This window comes from Alkalilimnicola sp. S0819 (assembly GCF_009295635.1).
Lineage (GTDB): Bacteria > Pseudomonadota > Gammaproteobacteria > Nitrococcales > WHIW01 > S0819.
Map to the genome: position 1 here is coordinate 23584 of NZ_WHIW01000003.1, position 18437 is coordinate 42020.

Here is an 18437-nt window from a genome sequence, read left to right on the forward strand (position 1 = left end):
CCGCGTGAGGCGGCTATTTCTTTAAGGTTGGCAGGCTAGTAAAGACCCATGGCGCACGATATCCACGCCCAGCGTATCCTGATCCTTGACTTCGGCTCCCAGTACACCCAGCTCATCGCCCGCCGGGTGCGTGAGGCCGGCGTCTATTGCGAGATCTACGCCTGCGACGTGGACGACGCCGCGGTACGCGATTTCGCCCCCAGCGGGGTGATTCTCTCCGGCGGCCCCGAGTCGGTCACCTTCGAGCAGACCCCGCGCGCGCCCCAGGCGGTGTTCGAGCTGGAAGTGCCGGTGCTGGGCATCTGCTACGGCATGCAGGCCCTGGCCTCCCAACTGGGCGGCGCGGTGGAGCCCTCCAGCCACAAGGAATTCGGCTATGCGCGGGTGCGCGCCCACGGCCACTCCCGGCTGCTTCGGGATATCGAGGACCACACCAGCGAGGAGGGCTACGGCCTGCTGGACGTGTGGATGAGCCACGGCGACCGGGTCTCGGCGCTGCCTCAGGGCTTCAAGGTCATCGCCAGCACCGAAGCCGCCCCCATCGCCGGCATCGGTGACGACGAGCGCCGTTACTACGGGGTGCAGTTCCACCCGGAAGTCACCCACACCGCCCAGGGCCAGCGCATCCTCTCGCGCTTCGTGCACGAGATCTGCGGCTGCGCCGCGGCCTGGACCGCCGGCAATATCATCGAGGACAGCATCGCCCGGGTACGCGAGCAGGTGGGCGAGGACGAAGTGCTGCTGGGGCTTTCCGGCGGGGTGGACTCCTCGGTGGTGGCCGCGCTGCTGCACCGGGCCATCGGCGATCAGCTCACCTGCGTGTTCGTGGACAACGGCTTGCTGCGCCGGCAGGAGGGCGATCAGGTGATGGCCACCTTCGCTCGCCACATGGGCGTGCGGGTGATCCGGGTGGACGCCGAGGAGCAGTTCCTCTCGCGGCTCGCCGGCGTGGAGGACCCGGAGGCCAAGCGCAAGATCATCGGCAACACCTTCATCGATGTGTTCGATGCCGAGGCGGCCAAGCTGAAGAACGTGCGCTGGCTCGCCCAGGGCACCATCTACCCGGATGTCATCGAATCGGCCGGTGCCAAGACCGGCAAGGCCCATGTGATCAAGTCCCATCACAACGTGGGCGGCCTGCCCGAGCACATGAAGCTGAAGCTGGTCGAGCCCCTGCGGGAGCTGTTCAAGGACGAGGTGCGCAGGATCGGCCTGGAACTCGGGCTGCCGGCGGACATGATCCAGCGCCACCCCTTCCCCGGGCCGGGCCTGGGCGTGCGCATCCTCGGCGAGGTGAGGAAGGACTACGCTGACACCCTGCGCCGGGCGGACCATATCTTCATCGAAGAGCTGCGCGCTCATGAGCTGTACGACAAGGTCAGCCAGGCCTTCGCCGTGTTCCTGCCGGTCAAGTCCGTGGGCGTGACCGGCGATGGCCGGCGCTACGAGCACGTGGTGGCCCTGCGCGCGGTGGAGACCATCGACTTCATGACCGCCCGCTGGGCGCATCTGCCCTACGAGTTCCTGGACCTGGTCTCGCGGCGGATCATCAACGAGATCGAGGGGATTTCCCGGGTGGTGTACGACGTTTCCGGGAAGCCGCCGGCCACCATCGAATGGGAATAGGCCGTGCCCCGGCCCCGTGATCTGGCGCTGATGCGCCGGGCGCTGGATTGCGCCCGGCGCGCCGACGAGGCCGACGAGGTGCCGGTGGGCGCGGTGCTCACCGACGCCGCCGGCCAGGTGCTCGCCGAGGGCTGGAACAGCCCGGTGGCGAGCCGCGACCCCAGCGCCCATGCCGAGATCCAGGCCCTGCGTGCCGCCGGCGCGGCGCTGGGCAATTACCGTCTGCCCGGCACCACCCTTTACGTCACCCTGGAACCCTGTCCCATGTGCGTGGGCGCTATCATTCACGCCCGTGTGGCGCGGGTGGTATTCGGCGCCACCGACCCCAAGACCGGGGCTGCCGGCAGTGCCTTCGGGCTGCTGCAGGATCCCGCCCACAACCATCGGGTGAGTGTGGAGGGCGAGGTGCTGGCCGAGGAATGCGGCGAGCTGCTCCGGGCCTTCTTTCGCCGGCGCCGCGGCGCCTAGACGCGTCCTTCCGGTGCCGGCGCGGTCATGGGCCGCTCCTGCAAGGGAAGGGCTCGAGTCAGGCCTTAAAAGAGCGAATCCAGCGGTGAAACAAGCCGTACGGGCGGGTCCTCCGGGGCCAGGTATACGGGTCGCTCCGGTACGGCTTCGCTGGATTCCACCCGCAGTAGATCGGGCTCGGTGATGCGGATGAGCAGATCGTAGTAGCTGCGTACGTTCTGCACGTAGGTGACCGGTTCCCAGCCCCGGGCGTAGCCGTAGCGGGTGCGACTGTAGTACTTGCGCTGAGCCAGTAGCGGCAGGTGTTTCTGCACCGAGAACCAGGAATTCGGGTCACCGCCCAGCTCTTGGGTGAGCACCCGGGCGTCCTCCAGGTGGCCCAGGCCCACGTTGTAGGCGGCGAGGGCCATCCAGGTGCGCACCGGCTCCTGCAGATGTTGGGGAACACGCGCCTTCATCTCCGCCAGATAACGCGCGCCCCCCTCGATGCTCTGGGCCGGGTCCAATCGGTTGGAAATCCCCACATGGCTCGCCGTGTTCAGGGTCAGCATCATCAGCCCGCGCACTCCGGTGGGCGAGACGGCACGCGGGTCCCAGTGGGATTCCTGATAACCGATCGCTGCCAGCAGGCGCCAGTCCAGGCCGTGCTCCCGGGCCGCCTGCTCGAACAGTGCCCGGTATTTCGGCAGGCGCTCGGTGACATGGCGGGTGAAGGTCAGGGTGCCCACGTAATCGAAGCGGGCCAGATGCCCGTAGTACTTCTCCATCAGGTGGGTGAGGGTGCCGTCCTCGCGGATGCGGCGGAAGAAGCGATCCGCGGCCTGCTTCAGGCTGTCGTCCCGGTAGTCGGGCAGGGCCCAGGCGATGCCCTGGGGCTTGGTGAGATCGAAGGCGGCGCGCAGCTCCGGGAGGAAACGCTGGTGCAGGGTGAGTTCATTGGAATGGGCGATGGTGTAGGGGATCTCCCGGTTCCACACCCGATAGAGCAGCTCTTCCGAGCTCGCCAGCGGGTCTATGGCCCAGTCCAGGCCAGGCAGCTTGAGCGCGGTTCGGCGGATATACTCCGCATGACTGCTGCCGGGGCTGACCAGGACGGGTTCTTCCAGTTCCAGCAGCGTGGCGGGTCGGCGCGCGCCGGCGCGATACACCAGCTGCTGGCGTACGCTCATGTAGGGAACCGAGAAATCATACCGCTTGCGGCGCGCTTCGGTGACGGCGAGCCCGGCAGCGGCGATGTGCGCACGGCGGCTGTCGAGGATCTCGAAGACCTGGTTCAGGTCCTCTGCGATAACGATACGCAGGTCCAGGCCCAGTTCCCGGGCGAAGGCCCGCGCCAGGTCGTACTCCATGCCCAGATCCCGCTCACCGCTATGGTAATACGTGGACGGCCCCAGCCGCGTCACCACCACCAGTTCCCCGTCCTGCTTGATGCGTTCCAGCAGGGTGGGGGGACGCATGTTGGCGGTCCACGCCATATAGCTCAGCGCCAGACACAGCACCGCCATCAGCAGCGCGGCAGGAGATGCTCCCCGCGTCATCAAGGAAATGCCTCTTCGTATGAACCCCCGGATATTGTAGACTAGCCCGCCTCAGCGCGTAGCGAATCCTGTCCGGCCCTTACCCGGGGCCGCGCGCCAGGTGTTCAGGAGAGGTGGCTGAGTGGTCGAAAGCGGCGGTCTCGAAAACCGTTGTCCGGTACTCCCGGACCGGGGGTTCGAATCCCCCCCTCTCCGCCAAATGGAAAACGGGGCCCCGGCGGGGCCCCGTTTTTCGTTTGAACGACACTGGGAGTCGAAACCCCGATCCATGGCAATGATGGGTTCGACAAGGCCCCGCAGGGGGGAGTGGCCGCAGGCCGCGAATCAATCCCCCCTCTCCGCCAAATGGAAAACGGCCGGGATTGGAATCCTCGGTCCATTTCATTCCCACAATATCCGTTGTGGCTCAACGGCGCCTATTAGCCGCAGGTCGGCGGTGCTGACTCCGTGGTCGTCGTCACGCCGTTGCGGCACTGCTGCCCGCAGCTTGCTTATTTAATTGCGGAGCGTATCATCTATCCGGGAATAACCAAAAACGCAGTGTCCAGTTTTCTGGGCGCTGCTTTTTTTTGGAATTTCACGGCTGTTTTAGCGGGTCGAGGCGGCACTGCCGGCTGCCGATATCTTCGTGAAGGGTGCATATGTGACGTATGTTCTCGCGCGAGTCATGGAGCGTGTACGCGGCGCTCCGTCTTTTCCACGTAATATCGACGTGGCGGAATTGTTCGCTGGAGGAACGGGTGTTTGCATAGAACATCATGAGAAAGGAGTAAAGATATTCGCGATAAACGAATCGTCCATGGGTTCCGGGGTGGCGAGAATTCTTGCCTATATGCCCGGTTATTATCTGCCGAAGGATCTGGAAATTCTTCGGCTGGAAAAACCCCGACCATCGGAACCGGTCATGGGTTTTCGCATCGTTCCGCCGCCTGCCATGGACACCACCGTGCGCCGGGTGTTGCTCTGGCGTCAGGTCACGCCGTTTTCCGTGGAAGTCAGTGGTCTGCCCATATGTCTGCAAGGGCAGGCGCCGCTCTCCAGGCTTATCGGGCTGGAGCAGGAATTACGGGGTGCCACAGGGCGCGATATGGCGATATGCGTGTACTTTAGCCATTATGCGCCCCTTGCCCAAAGGGAGGTGATGGGTGTTTTCGCAAGTGTATGAACTGATTTTCTCGGGCCAGGCGCTGCACCTGGTTTCAGCGCTTGTCATCGGCGGCCTCATCGGCGCGGAGCGTAGTTTCAGTGGCCGCCCGGCGGGGTTCAGGACCCATGTGCTGGTCTGCGTGTCATCCTCATTGTTGATGATGATCTCGGTCTACCAGGCCGAGTGGCTGGGCGATCTGCCCGTGGATATGGTGCGCACCGATCCTACACGTATGGCGCAGGGGATCATGACCGGGATCGGGTTTCTCGGCGCCGGCGTGATCTTCAAGGAGGGGCTCACGGTGCGTGGTCTCACCACGGCTGCCTCCATCTGGATGACGGCGGCCATCGGTGCCTTGCTCGGCATCGGCTTCTACGGGCCGGCCTTGCTCGCATCGGCCCTGACCCTGCTCACCCTGTCGGTGCTGCGCATGCTGGAGGACTGGATTCCCCGCCGCCACCATGCCGAGCACGTGCTGCGATTTCACCGCGAGACGGTGCTGCCGGAGCAGCAGGTGCGGGATCTGCTGCGGCAGGTCGGCTGCCGGGTTCTGAAGGTCGGCTATAGATTGTCGACGGGTGGCGAGTTCTTCGAATACACGATGGTGATTCGTGCCATGGACAGGCGCAGTTTCCAGCGCCTGTCCCGGGAGTTGTTAAGGAAACAGGAGGTTGTCGGGTTTCGTCTGTCGCCCATGGTGGATTAGGGCGCGGGGTCGCCGACCCGCCGGGCACGCGACGCCGGTCAGCGTGCCGGGCCGGTCGGCGCCGGCTCGAGACCCACCGGCCTTACTTGATCAGGCGCAGTGCGAACGGGTACCGATAGCTCGCTCCGTTGCTGACCTTCACTGCCGCGACGATGCACAGCACCAGATTGGTCAGCCACACCAGCGGCATCAGCAGCGCGCCGATCAGCACGAAGGCCAGCACCCAGCAGACGATGAAGGCGATCAGCACGGTGATCTGGAAGTTCAGCGCTTCCTTCACCTGCTCCAGCAACCAGCTGGGGCCTTCGCTCTGCTTGATCAGGTAGACGATCAGGCTGGGAATGAACCCGAGGATGATGCCGCTGAGATGCACCAGCAGGGCGATGTTCTTCTGGTCGCCGGCGGGGGCGTTGGTGGATAGCTGCTCTTCGTGCTCGGACATGGTCGGGCCTCACGGTTTGTTGATTATTGAGAACAGCGTCATCGTAAATCAGGAGCCTGGTCCCCGCCAGTGGGGGACGGGCCGTCTCGCCCCGGCGGCCAGGCCCGCGCGCTTACCGAGCGCAGGTGCAGCTCCCGCTGGGGCGCCGCCAGGCGTATGCCCTGCGCCCGCAGCCCGGCGAGTATCGATTGATGCAGGGCGTCGGTGACCGAGAGCCGGTCCTCCATGCCCTGCAGGTAGGCGCGGATCTCGAAATGCATGCCCTGTTCGCCGAAACGCATGAAGTGCACACTGGGGGCCGGGTCGGAGAGGATCAGGCCCTGTGTTCGCACCGCCTCCCGCAGCACGCGGCTGACGGTCTCGGGTTCGCTGGCGAAATCCACCCGCACCTCGATCAGCAACTGGGTGATCTGGTCGGAAAGCGTCCAGTTGATCAGCTGCTCGGTGACGAAGTCCTTGTTGGGGATGATCAGCTCCCGCCGCGCCCAGTCGGTGATGGTGGTGGCGCGAATGCGGATGCGGCTGACAGTGCCGGTGCGATCCCCCAGGGTAACGGTGTCGCCCACTCGCACCGGCCGCTCGAACAGGATGATCAGCCCGGAGACGAAATTGGCGAAGATCTCCTGCAGACCGAAGCCCAGGCCCACGCCCAGCGCGGCCACCAGCCATTGCGCCTCGCTCCAGCGTATGCCGATCAGGGCAATGGCGGCGATGAGCCCCAGCCCGGTTACCAGGTAGCGGCTGAGTGTGGTGACGGCATAGCGGTTTCCCGGATCCATGTGCACCCGGCGCAGCAGCAGGATCTCCAGCAGGCCGGGAAGGTTGCGTACCAGCAGAATCACGCCCGAGAGCAGGGCGACGGCGAGGGCGGCGTCCAACAGCGTGACCGGCCGCATCAGCTGCTCGCTGCCCGCGCCGGTGTAATGGTGCCAGAGCACCACCTCCTGAAGAATGCGCAGGGCGGGCAGCAGGTCCGCCCATAGCCACCACAGCCCCACCAGCAGGCTCACGCCCACCAGCAGGCGCAGTAGCTGCCGGGTCTGCTCGTCCACGGTCTGTAGCGAGAGCTGAGGTTGCTGCTCGATTACGCCTCCGCCTTGTTTCCGACGCTGGCTCGCCCGCAGATGGGCAAGTCGGCGCTCCGCCAGGCGCATGCCGCGCAGGATCAGCGACAGCCCGACGATGATCAGCAATAGCCACCAGGCGCTGGCCATCAGGCGGCTGGCCAGTTGCAGGGCCGTGTAGTAGTAGCCCAGGCCGGCGAGTGTCGCCAGGGCCAACGGCAGGGCGGTGACGGCGAAGCGCAGCAGTTGCCAGCTGTACCCCGCGCTTCGCCTGGGCAACAGTCGGCCGGCGCGCAGCCAGTTCCAGGCGGTCCAGGCGAGCAGCAGGGCGGCGCTCATATAGGCCGCGCGCCCCAGGCTGTCGTGTGCGCCGGTTCCCTGCTGCTCGGCACCATAGGCCACCAGCAGGGCCGACAGGGCCAGTAGCGGTACGAAGCGACGCAGCGGCGCGCGCAGTTGGCGGCACAGCCCGATGGGCCAGCGGAAATGCACCGGCGCGAGCCCGCCGGGGCGGCAGGACTGGGACAGGCCGAGCCCCAGAAAGCCGATCAGCGCGGCGGCTTGCAGGCCTTCACCAAGGGCGTGGGCGAAACTGCCGGGACCGGCGCCCCGAGTGGCGAGCCAGCCCAGGGTGCCCAGCAGCAGCGGGGTGGGCAAACTCAGCAAGGTGGTATACGCCAGGGCCTGGAGGCTATAGCGAAAGCGGTCTTCCAGCGGATGGCCCACGCGGCGCTGTGCCTCGCGCAGCAGGCGCCGCAGGCGCGGCGTGAGCAGCAGGCAGAACAAGGCTGCGAGCAACAGCCCGGTGGTCGACGCGGGGCGGCTCGCCGCGCCTTGGCCGATGGCCTGAATCACGCTGCGCCAACCCGCCGCGCGCAACAGTGCCAGCAGGGCCTCGCGTAATTGAGAAAACCAGGCTCGGTTCAGCGGGTCGGCACTGGCCACCCAGAGCAGGTGTTCATCCAACAGCGCGGCGTAGCGCGCGCTCTGCTCCTGTAGCCGTTCCTGGGCCTGTGCCAGTTCGGCGATGCGATCGATGCGTCGGTTGAGGTTCAGTCGCAGGGTATCCACCAGCCCGGCCTGTTCGGCCAGCAGCGCTTCCAGCGCGGTGTGTATGCGGGGAATATCCTCGGGGCGGGCGGTCAGTCGCACCCGTTCGGCGACAAGCTCCCGGGCAAGAGCCTTCGGCTCCTGCAATGCGCGAGCCGTTTCCTGCAGACGGAGCATCTCCAGGCGGGCCCGGGCCAGTCGCGTGCGCAGAGCCTTCAGGCGCTCCTCGAAGCGCTGAGGGGGCGGGAGGCTGCGCCGCTCGCGCAACAAGGCCTCGCCGAGCAGCACATCGCCCCCGGCGAGTTCCAGTTGCCGGCGGGTGCTCTGGTAGCTGCGGCGCAACTGCTCCAGTTGTCGTTGAGCGTAGCGGTTCTCCTCGGCGAGCTGCTCCACGCCGGCCACCAGCGTGTTGAGCTGCTCGCTGAGGGCGTTGTTGCGCTGCGCCTGTTCACTCAACAGGGGGTGCAGCCCGCGCACGGATTCCGCGGCGCGTTGGGCCTGTTCCCGGGCGCGTTCGGCCTCGCTGCGACTTTCGCGGTTGACGCGCGTCTCCAGCGAGCCGACCCGCTGTTGCAGCCATTCGATGTGCTGAAGCAGGCGCAGGCGTTGTGCCCTGGCCAGTTCCTGCCGGGCGTTGTGGCTGAGCAACTGCTGCTCCAGCATGCGCGTCTTGGCCGCCACGGCCCGGCGGCGGGCATCCAGCAGTGCGGCTCTGGCTTCCGCCAGCTCTTCCCCGTCGGCGCTGGCACTTTCCTGGGTGAGTGCTTCCTGCTCGCTGCGCAGTTCCAGCAGTGCCTCACGCAGGCGGGCCGGCTGGTCGCGCATATCCGCCAGTTGTGCCTCCAGCGCCTGCAGTTCGCTCTGCAGGGCGGCGAGCCGCGCCTTCTCCTCGCTCAAGGCTTGTTCCAGTGTGGCTAGATCGGCCCCTTCGCCCGGCAAGGGTGGCCAGTCGTCCGGCGCTCGGTCGGATTCCGCCTCGCGTCGTGCCCGTGCCGCCCGGCCCGGGGCATTCTCCAGCGCCGCGCGAAAGGCGGCGGCCGCCTGCTGGTCACGCTGTGCCTGTTGCAGCCGCTCCCGCGCTTCTCGGTAGAGAGCCAGGGCATCGGCGTTGCCGCCCGTGGCGGGCTCGCCCTCGGGGCTCTCCAGGGCCTCGATGCGCGCTTCCAGGCGCAAGACATCCGTCGCGGTGGTGTCCGTGGCTTGGGCGTTCTGGGCATGCCCGATAGGGGGCGCCAGGCCCAAGAACAGCGCCAGCGCGCCCGCCGCCAGCGCGGCGGGCAGGCGCCGTGCGGGCCAGGGCAGGGCGTGAGGGACGCGGCCGCGCATTCAGGCACGGTGCAGGGAGGCGTGAATGAAACGCTCGGCGGCCGGCTCACGGGGCAGGTAATCGGCCACCGGCGGGAAGCGGTGTGGTTCGGGCTGGGCCGCGGCGGCAAGATACTGCTCGGCCCAGCGGTAGACATTCTGCTCGCTCACCTGGCGCCACAGCCGCGCCATCCTGCGGGCTCGTTCCGAAGCCGGCATGCGGTAGGCCCGGTGTATGGCCTCGGCGGTGCCTTCCACATCGTAGGGGTTGATGAGCAGCGCGCCGTCCTGGAGCTGGGGGGCGGCGCCGGCGAATTCGCTGAGTATGAGTACCCCGGGGCGCTCGACGCGGCTGGCGCAGTATTCCTTGGCCACCAGGTTCATACCGTCCTTCAGCGGTGTGACCAGGGCGATGTCGGCGCGTCGGTACCAGGCGGCCAGATGCACCGGGCTCAAGCGATGGAACATATAGTGAATGGGAACCCAGCCTTCCTCCGTGAACTCGCCGTTGATCTCGCCAACCAGCCGCTCCACCTCCAGCCGCAGCGCCTGGTAGGCGGGTATGTCATGGCGGCTGGGTACGGCGTGCTGCACCAGGTGCACCCGCCCGCGCAGGCGTGGATAACGGTGCAGGGCCGTGCGGAAGGCCTCCAGCTTGTTGGGCAGGCCCTTGGTATAGTCCAGCCGATCCACGCCCAGGATGATGCAACGGCCCGGGAAGGCCTCGTCCAGCGTGGCCGCCACTTGCGCCGATTCGCTGGAGAGCGCCTGGGCGCGCACCGCCTGGGCATCTATGCCGATGGGGAAGCTGCCCACGGCGACCGGGTGCGAGGCCTCTTCCTCCCGGTGGGCCACCTGCAGCAGGGTACCCCGGGCCACGGCCCTGGCGGGCGTATGCAGCAGCCGGTGTACGCATTGGCCGAAGTTGCGCCGGTCACGCAAGGTCTGGAAACCAATCAGGTCGAAGGCGAGCAGCTTGCGCAGGATCTGGAAACGCCAGGGGAGTTTGAGAAAGATCTCCAGTGGTGGGAAGGGGATATGCAGAAAGAAACCGAGCCGCGCCGGACAGGACAGGCGTCGCAGCGCGCTCGCCAGCTCCATCAGGTGGTAGTCGTGCACCCAGACGAAGTCCTGCCAACAGGCCAGGCCCGAGACGATGCGCGCGAACTTGCGGTTCACCCGCTCGTAGATGCGCCAGTAACGGGGGTCGAAGTTGCAGCGGGTGAACAGGTCGTGAAAGAGTGGCCAGATGATCTCGTTGGAAAACCCGTGGTAGAAGCCGGCGTGCTCGGCGCTGCTCAGGCTCACCGGGTGGTAGCGATAGGCGCCGTTGCCGCTGGCCTGGTCCAGCGCCCGGCGCAAGGCCCGGGCACTGGCGCCCAGCTGGCCGGGCCAGCCTACCCACAGTCCGCCATGGCGGCGCAGCACGGGCACCATGGCATTGACCAATCCACCACTGCTCGGCTCGGCGTGCCAGCGTTTGCCTTGCTGACACAGGGTGACCGGAAGGCGGTTGGAAACGACGATGATGCGTCCCTGCGTACTCGCTGGCATATCTGGTGGCGTCCGGTGAGCGTCGGGCTTCCCGAGTGGGTATTGGGCGCGGCCGCGGGCAACTCAAGCAAGGCGGAACAGGGGGGGAATCCTTGCTCGACAGTCTCTTGACGAGTCTGGCACCGGCTCGGGAGGGCCTGGGTGCGCTGGGTTTCACCGCCCTGGTGGTGTTCTTCGCCGAATTCGGCGACAAGAGCCAGTTGGTGGCCATGACGCTGGCGGCACGGCACCGCAAGGTATGGAGCGTGTTGCTGGGGGCCGGTGGGGCTCTGGTGCTGCTGAGCGCTCTGGGGGTGCTGTTCGGTGCGCTGGTGGCGCAGTGGCTGCCACGCCCCTGGCTGGATATCGCCGTGGCGGGGTTGTTTCTGCTGTTTTCCTGGCAGGCCTTGCGCGGTGGCGATGAGGAGGAGGCGGGGGCGATCGCCGGGGGGCGCCCTGGCATGGTGCTGGTGACCAGCTTCGCGCTGGTGTTCCTGGCCGAATTTGGCGACAAGACCCAGCTGGCGGTGGCGGGTCTCGCCACTGTGGCGCCGCCCTGGCCGGTCTGGCTGGGGGGGAGCCTGGCCTTGCTGCTGAATACGGCCTTGGGTGTGTGGGTCGGGGGGCGATTGTTGGCGCACATGCCCGGGCGCTGGCTGCACCGGCTGGCGGGGCTGCTTTTCCTGTTGCTGGCCGGCTGGACGCTCTGGTCGATCTGAACTTGCCCCAGTGCCCGCAGGGCACCATCTAAGAGGCACCGACTGCAAGCGGACCCGCTCCGCCCATGCCGAGGTGCTTATGACGGAACTCAATGCAGCCATTGCGCTTTTCCTGCTGTTCACCGCCGCCGCCGCGCTGCGCGGGTTGTTGGCGGCGGCGCGCCAGCGTGCCCGGGGCTTGGTGCTCGGCTGCGCGGCGTTGACCTGCGCCGCCGCGCTGGCGGCCCAGGCTTCCGGGCTCCCCTGGTTGATGGATCTGCTGCTGATGATTCTCCTGCTGCTGGTCTCCGCCTGGTTGCTGTGGCCGCGCCGGCAGCCGCTAAGCCGTGGGAAGCTGCGATGAACGCGGGCTTCAATCTGCTCAGTGTGCTGTGCTGGCTGGGCGGCGCCTGGGCCCTGTACCGCGGGCTGCGACCCGAGGTAGGGGTCAGCCGCCAGGCGCTGCTGGCGTTGACGCTGGTCATGTTGGGCCTGATGCTCCAGGCCGAGAGCCTGTGGCAGCTGCTCAAGCTTGGCCTGATCTGGTGGCTGGGCCTGCTGTTATGCGTGGCGCTGGCGGAGAGCGTGGGCAAACCCGCCGCGCGGCCCGACGAGCAGGGCAAGCAGGGCTGACCGTCCCGCCCGGCGGGGTGGGCGCGGTCTTGGCCGCCATGGCCGAATCGCTCAGCTTCCCAGGCTGAGGGCAGCGAGCAACAGGATCAAACCCAGCAACACGATGCCGGTTCGGGGCAGATGCAGCAGCCTCGCCTCCAGATGGTCGAGGCGACGCCGTAGCGCCCCCCTTCTGAGGTGACGGTGAGGGTGTTTGCGGGCGGTATCGGGCAGCCGGAGCCGGGCCGCCAGCACTTCCAGCGGCACCACTATATCCCCGGCGGGGACGATCGGGCGCAGCCTCCAACCCCTTGTCGCCACCCACCAGGCAAAGCCCGCCAGGGGCAGGATCACCAGCCAGGGCCAGAGACTTTTCCACTTGAGGCTGTCCGCCAACAGTGTGGCCGGGGCGTAGGGATGGTGCAGCCACGACCAGACCCAGGGCATGAGTAGCGCCCAGGCCGCCAGGATCAGAAAGGGCGCGGGCCCCACCGGGTCCATGCCGGGCAGGGGGCTTGGCCGGGGCTGCCGGCGGCTGAGGTACAGGAAACGGCTCATCAGCAGGCCGGTCGCCACCGAGCTCCAGGGCAGCAGGTTCTTCCACGGCCCGGCCGGGGTCGGTGCAATCGGAGCTTGCCCGGCCGCGCTCATCCACAGCTTCAGCAGATATCCGCCGCTCAGGGGCAGGGCGGCGAGGCTGAGCGAGAGCATCAGCAGGGTGGGATACACCCAGCCACCGGCTCGGCCCCGGCGTGCCACGCCCAGCCCCAGGAACAGCGCGGCCTTGACGCTGGCGTGGTGGAGGGCGAAGGCGCCGGCGGCGGCGGCCGCCAGGGGCCAGGTACGAGGCTCGCCGGCGCTGCTGCCCAGCAGCGCGGTGACCAGGCCCATCTGGCTGATGCTGGAATAACCGAGCAGCATCTTCGGCTTCGACTGCAGCACACCGACCAGGGCACCATAGAAAGCGGCCGCCAGGCCCAGCCCGAGCATCCAGGGCGCGAGGGCGGTAAGGCCGGCGCCGGTCTCCGGCAGGAAGCGGATCCAGCCGAGCAGCCCGGCCTTCAGCAGGGCGCCGGAGAGCAGAGCACTGCAGGGATAGGGGGCCAGGCCATGGGCGCGCGGCAACCACACGTGCAGTGGCAGCACGCCGTGCTTCACGCCCATGCCGACGAACAGCAACAGGGCGACCAGGAGCCCCTCGCGCCCCTGGTCCAGGTAAAGAAAGCCCGCCAGCATGGCCATCTCCCCCAGCAGCGCGAGCGTCAGATACAGCCGCCCTGCCTGGCGTGCCCGGGCGCCGGGCTCCACCACGATCAAGCCGTAGGCGGCCAGGCTGAGCAGGCTGAAGGCGATGTAATAGCCGATCGGGTCCAAGGCGATGATCACGCCCAGGTTCCCCGCCTGGCAAAGCAGGAAGCAGCACAGCAGCCGCGCGCCGGCGGGCCGCTGCCAGGGCCGGGTGCGCAGCAGGTGCCAGCCGGCGAGCATCCAGATCACGGCGCTGAAGAGCAGGAATAGCCGACCGGGCGCATCCAGTCCCAGGGTGATGCCGAAGGTGATCAGCGGCTGCTGCAGGCTGATCTGAGGCAGCAGCAGTGCGGCGAGTAGTGCCGGCAGGGGCGTACCGGGCAGGGCGCGGGCGGCGCGGGGCGCGCCTCCGGGCAGCACCGCGAGCAGCCCCAGCCCCAGGGGCAGCAGCACGATCAGATACAAGAGGGCAGGCCAAAGGGCGCTCATGGCAGGACCTGCTCGTTGATGAAGGTGGCCCAGTGCAGGGGGCTCAGCGCACTGCCGGCGAACAGGCCGAACAACACCGTGAGCGCGGCGGTGATCAGCGCCGGCCAGAGCAGCCCGGGCGCAGTCTCCAGGCGACCGGGGCTGGCGGCCTCCTGGGGCCAGCTGCCCTCGGGAGGCAGGAACCAGGCCCGGTGGATGATCGGCAGGAAATAGGCCGCGTTCAACAGGCTGCTCAGCAACAGCACCGGAACCACCCAATCATTGCCGCTCTCCAGCGCGCCCACGCCCAGCTGCCATTTACTGATGAAGCCGGCCAACGGCGGCACTCCGACCATGGCCAGTCCGGCGATGCTGAAGGTCAGCATGGTCAGGGGCATGCGTCGCCCCGCGCCGTTCAGCTCGCTCACCCGGTGTATGCCCAGGGTTTCCGCCAGGGCGCCGGCGCAGAAGAACATGGTGATCTTCATTACGCCCTGGTGCACCAAATGGGCCAGCCCGCCGATGCCGGCCAGGGGGCTTAGCAGCGCCGTGCCCAGCACGATATAGGAGAGCTGGCTGACGGTGGAGTAGGCGAGGCGGCGTTTTATGTCGTCCTGGCGCAGTGCCTGCACCGAGCCGTAGACGATGGTCAACGCCGCCAGCCAGGCCAGCGGCGTGAGCACCCCCAGGCGCGCCGACAAGGCAAGGCCGTAGACATCGTAGATCACCCGGATGATGCCGAACGCACCCGCCTTGACCACCGCCACCGCGTGCAGCAGCGCGCTGACCGGTGCCGGGGCCACCATGGCCCGGGGCAGCCAGCCGTGCAGCGGCACCAGCGCGGCCTTGACGCCGAAACCGAGGATCAGCACCCAGAAGATCAGTTGCAGGCTGAGCTGATCCGGCACGGCCTCCAGCGCCCCCCCGCCTTCGGCGAAGCTCAGGCTGCCCCTGAGGGCATGCAGCCAGGCCGTGCCCAGCAGCACGAGTGCGCCGCCGGCCAGGGTGTAGCGCAAGTACACATAGCCCGCGGCGAGGGAGGCCCGGTCTCCCTTGTGCACCACCAGGGGGTAAGTGGACAGGGTCAGCAGCTCGTAGAAGATCAGCAGGGTGAACAGATTGCCCGCCAGGGCGATGCCCGCGGTGGCGGCGACGCACAGGCAGAAGAAACCGAAGAAACGGCTCAGGTCCGGCCCCTGGCCCAGATAGCTGATGGCGTAGATGGTGGTGAGCAGCCAGAGCAGCGCCGAGAGGGTCAGGAACAGCAGGGCCAGGGCATCCGCGCGCAGCACAATGCTCAGCCCCGGCAGCACCTCCCAGCCAAAGCCGTAGCGGGTGCCGCCGTACACGCCCCAGAGCATCAGCCCCACCACGGTGAGCTTCAGCACCGCGCCGCCCAGGTTGAGGCTGTTGCGCAGCCGGTGGCGGGCTTCATCCAGGGTGAGGATCAGCAAGGCCGGCAGCAGCGAGCAGAGGATGGTGATCAGCGGCCAGGTGGCGTTCCAGCTCATGGCGCCACCCCCGTGGGCGCCGTGCCCAGCAGCATCAGTGTCGGCTGCTTGGCCGCCAGCCCCACCAACAGCGAGGCGGCGGCCAGCAACAGCGCGGTCAGCTCCAGGCGTTTGGCCACCGGTGCACGGCGCGGATCCGGTCCGCTGTTGAACACATGGCGGAGCAGGCGGAACAGGTACCCCGCCGTAAGCAGGCCACCCAGCAGCAGCACCACCACCCAGCGCCATTGGCCGCCTTCAATGGCGGCCTGCAGCAACAGCCACTTGCCGATGAAGCCGCCACTGGGCGGCAGGCCGAGCAGGGTCATGCCGGCGACGCCGAAGGCGAGCACCGTCATGGGCATCCGCGAGGCCACGCCGCGCAGCTCATGAATGCGGTCATGTCCCAGGGCGTGGAGGATGGTCCCGGCGCCGAGGAACATGGCCGCCTTGGCCAGGGCGTGGGAGAGCATCAGATAGAAACCGCCCGCCCAGGCGCCGGGGTGGTGTAGCAGCGGGAAATACAGCATGAAATAGCCAAGCTGGGCCACGGTGGAATAGGCGATCAGCAATTTCAGGCGGGTCTGCACCAGAGCCTGCAGGGAGCCCCAGACGATGGCTGCGGCGCCCAGTATCCCCAGCCCCTGTAGCAGGCCCGGGGTGTGAAGCGGGGGGAACAGCTCGCCGTGGAGCCGGTAGAGGATGTACATCGGCGCCATCACCACCAGTGCCGACAGGGCGGCGCTGGCCGGGGCGGGAGCCTGGCCGTGGGCGGCGGGCAACCATACATGCAGGGGGAATATCGCCGCCTTGGCGCACAGCCCCGCGCTGATCAGGGCCATGGCCAGGCGGCTTGGGGTGTTGCTCTCCAGCACCGCGCCGAGCTGCTCCATAGCCAGCAATCCGTACTGGCCGTAGAGCTGCGCCACGCCCAACAGATAACACAGCGAGCCCACCAGGGCGATGAGCAGATAGCGCATGCCGGCGGTGAGGCTGGACGCGCTGCCTTCCAGCACCACCAGCGCCACCGCCGCCAGGCTGACCAGTTCCAGGGTGACGTAGAGATTGAACAGGTCCGCGGCCAGAAACAGCGCGTTCAAGCCGCCCCACAGCAGCAGGAAGACCGGCCAGAAGCCCAGCGCCCGCCCCTGCCACCGGCTCAGCGCGGGGTAGGCGCTGGCGTACACCAGGATGGCCGCGGCCACCGCGGCGCTCACCAGCAGGGTGGCGGCGCTGGCGCCGTCGTGGCGCCAGAGGATGCCCAGTGGCGCCTGCCAGCCGCCCAGCGCAATGAGCAGGCTGCCCCCGCCCGGCGGCATCAGGGCGGCCAGCAGGCTGAACAGCACCAGGCTCGCGGTGAGCAGCGCGAGCCAGGGCAGCGCCCGGTGACCGAGCACGAAGGCCAGGGGCGCCGCCAGCAGGGGGGCGAATACCGCCACGGTTAGTGTTGTGCCCGCCCAGTCCATCATTGCCGCTTGCGTGGTCGCGAGGCCTCCAGGTGCGCGTGGCCGTGGCATTCGTGCAGTCGGCGCAGCACGGACAGGGCGAAGGCCGTGATCGAGACCGAAATCACGATGCCCGTAAGCACCAGGGCCTGGGGCACCGGATCCACCGCGCCGTCCGTGACGCCCGCTTGGCCGATGAAGGTGAGGAACACCCCGCTGGCGGCAATATTGCCGGCAATGAGCTTGTGCAGCAGGTGGGGGCTCAGGAAAAGGGCACGCAGCGCCATCACGAACAGCAGCGCACCTATGACGGCGTACAGCGGCGCGTTCATGGCGCGTCCCCCGGAAAGCGTCCGCGGGCGTGGGGCGGAATGCCGATCACCAGCACCATGAAGATCAGCGCAATGGACACCATCAGCGCCAGTTCGATGAGCAGGATCAGCGCCTTGGCCCAGCCCGCCGGATACGCCATGGGAGGCGCCGCAAGCCCGCTGCCCAGGCCGAAGGCGCAGAACAGTACAAAGCCCAGCACCATGCCCAGGCGCAGGCGAGCACCCACCCGGGGAGGGCCCAGGCTCTGTCCCAGCAAGGCCAGCACGATGCCCGCCGCCAGCACCGTGCCCGCCTGAAAGGCCCCGCCCGGGCGGCTGGCGCCCGCCCACCACAGATACAGACCGGTCATCAGGGCCATGGGCAGCAGCCGGGGCAGCAGCCAGGGAACCAACGGACCCGGGGTGGGGCCGGCGCTGAGCGGGCGATGCCCGCGGCTGCCCTTGTCGGGGATCAGGATGAGCACGGCGATGGCGGCGAGCAGCAGCACGCCGATCTCCAGCAGGGTATCGAAACCGCGAAAATTCAGCAGCACCGCGGTAACCGGGTGCTCCACGCCACTGTACGGCATGGTCTGGCGCAGTTGCGCCGGCAGCGCCGAGGGCGGTCCGGCCGGTGTCAACGCGGCGAGGATGAGCAGCACCCCCAGGCCGGTGGCCAGCACGGTGAGCAGGGCATGCGCCAGAGAATCCCGGAGCTGTCTCATTCAGCGTCTCCTGCCCCGCGGGTGCTTGCCGCCCAGTCGTCCCAGGGCGTCCAGCATCAGCACCCCGGTGATCCCCGCGCTGACGGCGGCTTCGGCCATGGCTACATCGGGTACACGCAGGCGTACCCAGGCGAGGCTGAGCAGCAGCCCGAAAGCAATGAACAGCACCACCGCCTGGAAGAGGTTGCGTCGGCTCATGGCGCCCTGGGCGACCCACAGCAGGGCCGGCGCCAGCAGGAGATCGAACAGCAGCATCATGGCTCGCGCTCCCAGACCTTGCGCCCTTCAAGAACCGCGGCGCGGGCGATCAGATGGGCCGCGCTGGCCGAGGCGAACAGCGCCAGTCCCCAGATGAGCAGTAATTTCAGGGCCTCGCTCCAGCGCCCCGCCAGCGGGAGGAGTCCGAGTACGATCAAGCCCAGGCCGAGATTGTCGGCCTTGGTGAGGGCGTGCAGCCGGGTATACACGTCGGGAAAACGCAACAGCCCCAGAGTACCGGCGAGGAAGAAGAAACCACCCAGAATCAGGCAGGCCACGGTGTAGAACTGCCAGAGCATGCCT

At 67.7% G+C, this 18437-nt stretch carries 18 protein-coding genes and 1 tRNA gene; 8 read left to right on the plus strand and 11 right to left on the minus strand.

Annotation, left to right across the window (positions count from 1 at the left end; all coding sequences use genetic code 11):
* Nucleotides 1-48 precede the first annotated feature (48 nt).
* Nucleotides 49-1626 (plus strand): glutamine-hydrolyzing GMP synthase, encoded by a 1578-nt coding sequence (guaA, locus tag GBG68_RS03100; RefSeq protein ID WP_152145035.1) that lies wholly within the window; start codon nt 49-51, stop codon nt 1624-1626.
* 3 nt (nt 1627-1629) lie between these two features.
* Nucleotides 1630-2094 (plus strand): tRNA adenosine(34) deaminase TadA, encoded by a 465-nt coding sequence (gene tadA / locus GBG68_RS03105; RefSeq protein ID WP_413463305.1) that lies wholly within the window; start codon nt 1630-1632, stop codon nt 2092-2094.
* 65 nt (nt 2095-2159) lie between these two features.
* On the opposite strand, the gene mltF is transcribed toward tadA, so the two are convergent.
* Entirely contained in the window at nt 2160-3632 is a 1473-nt protein-coding gene (mltF, locus tag GBG68_RS03110) for a membrane-bound lytic murein transglycosylase MltF (RefSeq protein WP_152145037.1), read from the minus strand.
* 107 nt (nt 3633-3739) lie between these two features.
* Here mltF and GBG68_RS03115 point away from each other — a divergent pair.
* The 3 genes from GBG68_RS03115 (at nt 3740) to GBG68_RS03125 (ending at nt 5485) form a co-directional block, all read left to right on the plus strand.
* A tRNA-Ser gene (locus GBG68_RS03115) sits at nt 3740-3830 on the plus strand.
* Between the two features lie 469 nt (nt 3831-4299).
* Nucleotides 4300-4797: a hypothetical protein gene (locus GBG68_RS03120; protein WP_152765418.1), complete on the plus strand. Its 498-nt coding sequence runs from the start codon at nt 4300-4302 to the stop codon at nt 4795-4797.
* On the plus strand, nt 4790-5485 hold the full coding sequence (locus GBG68_RS03125; protein ID WP_226801588.1) for an MgtC/SapB family protein: 696 nt from the start codon (nt 4790-4792) through the stop codon (nt 5483-5485). Before GBG68_RS03120 ends, GBG68_RS03125 begins: the two co-directional genes overlap by 8 nt.
* A gap of 82 nt (nt 5486-5567) precedes the next feature.
* On the opposite strand, the gene GBG68_RS03130 is transcribed toward GBG68_RS03125, so the two are convergent.
* From GBG68_RS03130 to GBG68_RS03140, 3 genes are read right to left on the minus strand one after another with little or no spacing between them, the layout of a single operon-like run.
* Complete coding sequence (locus GBG68_RS03130) at nt 5568-5927, minus strand: DUF4870 domain-containing protein (protein ID WP_152145042.1); 360 nt, start codon at nt 5925-5927, stop codon at nt 5568-5570.
* A gap of 38 nt (nt 5928-5965) precedes the next feature.
* Nucleotides 5966-9367, minus strand: a complete 3402-nt coding sequence (locus GBG68_RS03135; RefSeq protein ID WP_152145044.1) for a mechanosensitive ion channel domain-containing protein — start codon at nt 9365-9367, stop codon at nt 5966-5968.
* The gene (locus tag GBG68_RS03140) at nt 9368-10900 is read right to left on the minus strand and encodes an alpha,alpha-trehalose-phosphate synthase (UDP-forming) (RefSeq protein WP_152145046.1); all 1533 of its coding nucleotides are present in this window, start codon (nt 10898-10900) and stop codon (nt 9368-9370) included.
* 92 nt (nt 10901-10992) lie between these two features.
* On the opposite strand from GBG68_RS03140, the gene GBG68_RS03145 reads away from it, so the two are divergent.
* The 3 genes from GBG68_RS03145 to GBG68_RS03155 all read left to right on the plus strand — a co-directional run bounded on the left by GBG68_RS03145 (nt 10993) and on the right by GBG68_RS03155 (nt 12210).
* Complete coding sequence (locus tag GBG68_RS03145) at nt 10993-11598, plus strand: TMEM165/GDT1 family protein (RefSeq protein ID WP_226801590.1); 606 nt, start codon at nt 10993-10995, stop codon at nt 11596-11598.
* 79 nt (nt 11599-11677) lie between these two features.
* Complete coding sequence (locus GBG68_RS14070) at nt 11678-11941, plus strand: hypothetical protein (RefSeq protein WP_193222198.1); 264 nt, start codon at nt 11678-11680, stop codon at nt 11939-11941.
* The gene (locus tag GBG68_RS03155) at nt 11938-12210 is read left to right on the plus strand and encodes a hypothetical protein (RefSeq protein ID WP_152145050.1); all 273 of its coding nucleotides are present in this window, start codon (nt 11938-11940) and stop codon (nt 12208-12210) included. Before GBG68_RS14070 ends, GBG68_RS03155 begins: the two co-directional genes overlap by 4 nt.
* 51 nt (nt 12211-12261) lie before the next feature.
* Here the strand turns inward: GBG68_RS03155 and GBG68_RS03160 are convergent, their stop codons facing one another.
* The 7 genes from GBG68_RS03160 to mnhG are packed head-to-tail and all read right to left on the minus strand — an operon-like array spanning nt 12262 to nt 18433.
* Nucleotides 12262-13926, minus strand: a complete 1665-nt coding sequence (locus GBG68_RS03160; RefSeq protein WP_152145052.1) for a proton-conducting transporter membrane subunit — start codon at nt 13924-13926, stop codon at nt 12262-12264.
* Nucleotides 13923-15416: a proton-conducting transporter membrane subunit gene (locus tag GBG68_RS03165; RefSeq protein ID WP_152145054.1), complete on the minus strand. Its 1494-nt coding sequence runs from the start codon at nt 15414-15416 to the stop codon at nt 13923-13925. The genes GBG68_RS03160 and GBG68_RS03165 overlap by 4 nt, the downstream gene beginning before the upstream one ends.
* Nucleotides 15413-16864 (minus strand): complex I subunit 5 family protein, encoded by a 1452-nt coding sequence (locus GBG68_RS03170; RefSeq protein WP_152145056.1) that lies wholly within the window; start codon nt 16862-16864, stop codon nt 15413-15415. Before GBG68_RS03170 ends, GBG68_RS03165 begins: the two co-directional genes overlap by 4 nt.
* The gene (locus tag GBG68_RS03175) at nt 16861-17172 is read right to left on the minus strand and encodes a sodium:proton antiporter (RefSeq protein ID WP_152145058.1); all 312 of its coding nucleotides are present in this window, start codon (nt 17170-17172) and stop codon (nt 16861-16863) included. Before GBG68_RS03175 ends, GBG68_RS03170 begins: the two co-directional genes overlap by 4 nt.
* Complete coding sequence (locus tag GBG68_RS03180; RefSeq protein ID WP_152145060.1) at nt 17169-17876, minus strand: MnhB domain-containing protein; 708 nt, start codon at nt 17874-17876, stop codon at nt 17169-17171. Before GBG68_RS03180 ends, GBG68_RS03175 begins: the two co-directional genes overlap by 4 nt.
* Nucleotides 17877-18134: a Na(+)/H(+) antiporter subunit B gene (locus GBG68_RS03185; RefSeq protein ID WP_152145062.1), complete on the minus strand. Its 258-nt coding sequence runs from the start codon at nt 18132-18134 to the stop codon at nt 17877-17879.
* Nucleotides 18131-18433: a monovalent cation/H(+) antiporter subunit G gene (gene mnhG, locus GBG68_RS03190; RefSeq protein ID WP_152145065.1), complete on the minus strand. Its 303-nt coding sequence runs from the start codon at nt 18431-18433 to the stop codon at nt 18131-18133. The genes GBG68_RS03185 and mnhG overlap by 4 nt, the downstream gene beginning before the upstream one ends.
* Nucleotides 18434-18437: the final 4 nt, after the last annotated feature.

Coding starts and splice junctions, on each gene's coding strand:
- guaA (WP_152145035.1), top strand. CDS start 49: ATGGCGCACGATATCCACGCCCAGCGTATCCTGATCCTTGACTTCGGC.
- mltF (WP_152145037.1), bottom strand. CDS start 3,632: ATGACGCGGGGAGCATCTCCTGCCGCGCTGCTGATGGCGGTGCTGTGT.
- GBG68_RS03120 (WP_152765418.1), top strand. CDS start 4,300: ATGGAGCGTGTACGCGGCGCTCCGTCTTTTCCACGTAATATCGACGTG.
- GBG68_RS03130 (WP_152145042.1), bottom strand. CDS start 5,927: ATGTCCGAGCACGAAGAGCAGCTATCCACCAACGCCCCCGCCGGCGAC.
- GBG68_RS03135 (WP_152145044.1), bottom strand. CDS start 9,367: ATGCGCGGCCGCGTCCCTCACGCCCTGCCCTGGCCCGCACGGCGCCTG.
- GBG68_RS03140 (WP_152145046.1), bottom strand. CDS start 10,900: ATGCCAGCGAGTACGCAGGGACGCATCATCGTCGTTTCCAACCGCCTT.
- GBG68_RS14070 (WP_193222198.1), top strand. CDS start 11,678: ATGACGGAACTCAATGCAGCCATTGCGCTTTTCCTGCTGTTCACCGCC.
- GBG68_RS03155 (WP_152145050.1), top strand. CDS start 11,938: ATGAACGCGGGCTTCAATCTGCTCAGTGTGCTGTGCTGGCTGGGCGGC.
- GBG68_RS03160 (WP_152145052.1), bottom strand. CDS start 13,926: ATGAGCGCCCTTTGGCCTGCCCTCTTGTATCTGATCGTGCTGCTGCCC.
- GBG68_RS03165 (WP_152145054.1), bottom strand. CDS start 15,416: ATGAGCTGGAACGCCACCTGGCCGCTGATCACCATCCTCTGCTCGCTG.
- GBG68_RS03170 (WP_152145056.1), bottom strand. CDS start 16,864: ATGATGGACTGGGCGGGCACAACACTAACCGTGGCGGTATTCGCCCCC.
- GBG68_RS03175 (WP_152145058.1), bottom strand. CDS start 17,172: ATGAACGCGCCGCTGTACGCCGTCATAGGTGCGCTGCTGTTCGTGATG.
- GBG68_RS03180 (WP_152145060.1), bottom strand. CDS start 17,876: ATGAGACAGCTCCGGGATTCTCTGGCGCATGCCCTGCTCACCGTGCTG.
- GBG68_RS03185 (WP_152145062.1), bottom strand. CDS start 18,134: ATGATGCTGCTGTTCGATCTCCTGCTGGCGCCGGCCCTGCTGTGGGTC.
- mnhG (WP_152145065.1), bottom strand. CDS start 18,433: ATGCTCTGGCAGTTCTACACCGTGGCCTGCCTGATTCTGGGTGGTTTC.